1 pseudogene is annotated in these 253 nt (G+C 58.9%); it reads right to left on the bottom strand.

What is annotated here, in order from left to right:
• A pseudogene (locus FDW92_RS04850) lies at window positions 1-253 on the bottom strand (phosphomannomutase CpsG); the annotation flags it as partial.

The following is a 253-nucleotide window of genomic DNA, read 5'->3' as shown; positions in this document are numbered from 1 at the left end:
ACCACCGGACCTGCCGCACCGTTGCCGGAATTGAGCACCAGCCTCATCGGTTTCAGGTTGCCGGGATTGATGTAACCCAGCAGATGATCGATGTAAGCATCGCGAGGATTAATCCGCTGGTAACGGCCACGTTTGCTCTCATCAACCGCCGGGAAGTTATTCGCTTCCGCCAGACGCTGCACGTCGCGCAGACCGGTATCGCCACTGATGGGCCGTGCCCCTTCCCGCACCAGCTTCATGCCGTTGTAATCCA

The sequence above is a fragment of the Citrobacter sp. wls706 genome (genome assembly GCF_005281305.1).
Lineage (GTDB): Bacteria > Pseudomonadota > Gammaproteobacteria > Enterobacterales > Enterobacteriaceae > Citrobacter > Citrobacter werkmanii.
The sequence above is the reverse complement of the archived record's forward strand: the minus strand, read 5'-3'. Positions and strand labels throughout refer to the sequence as shown.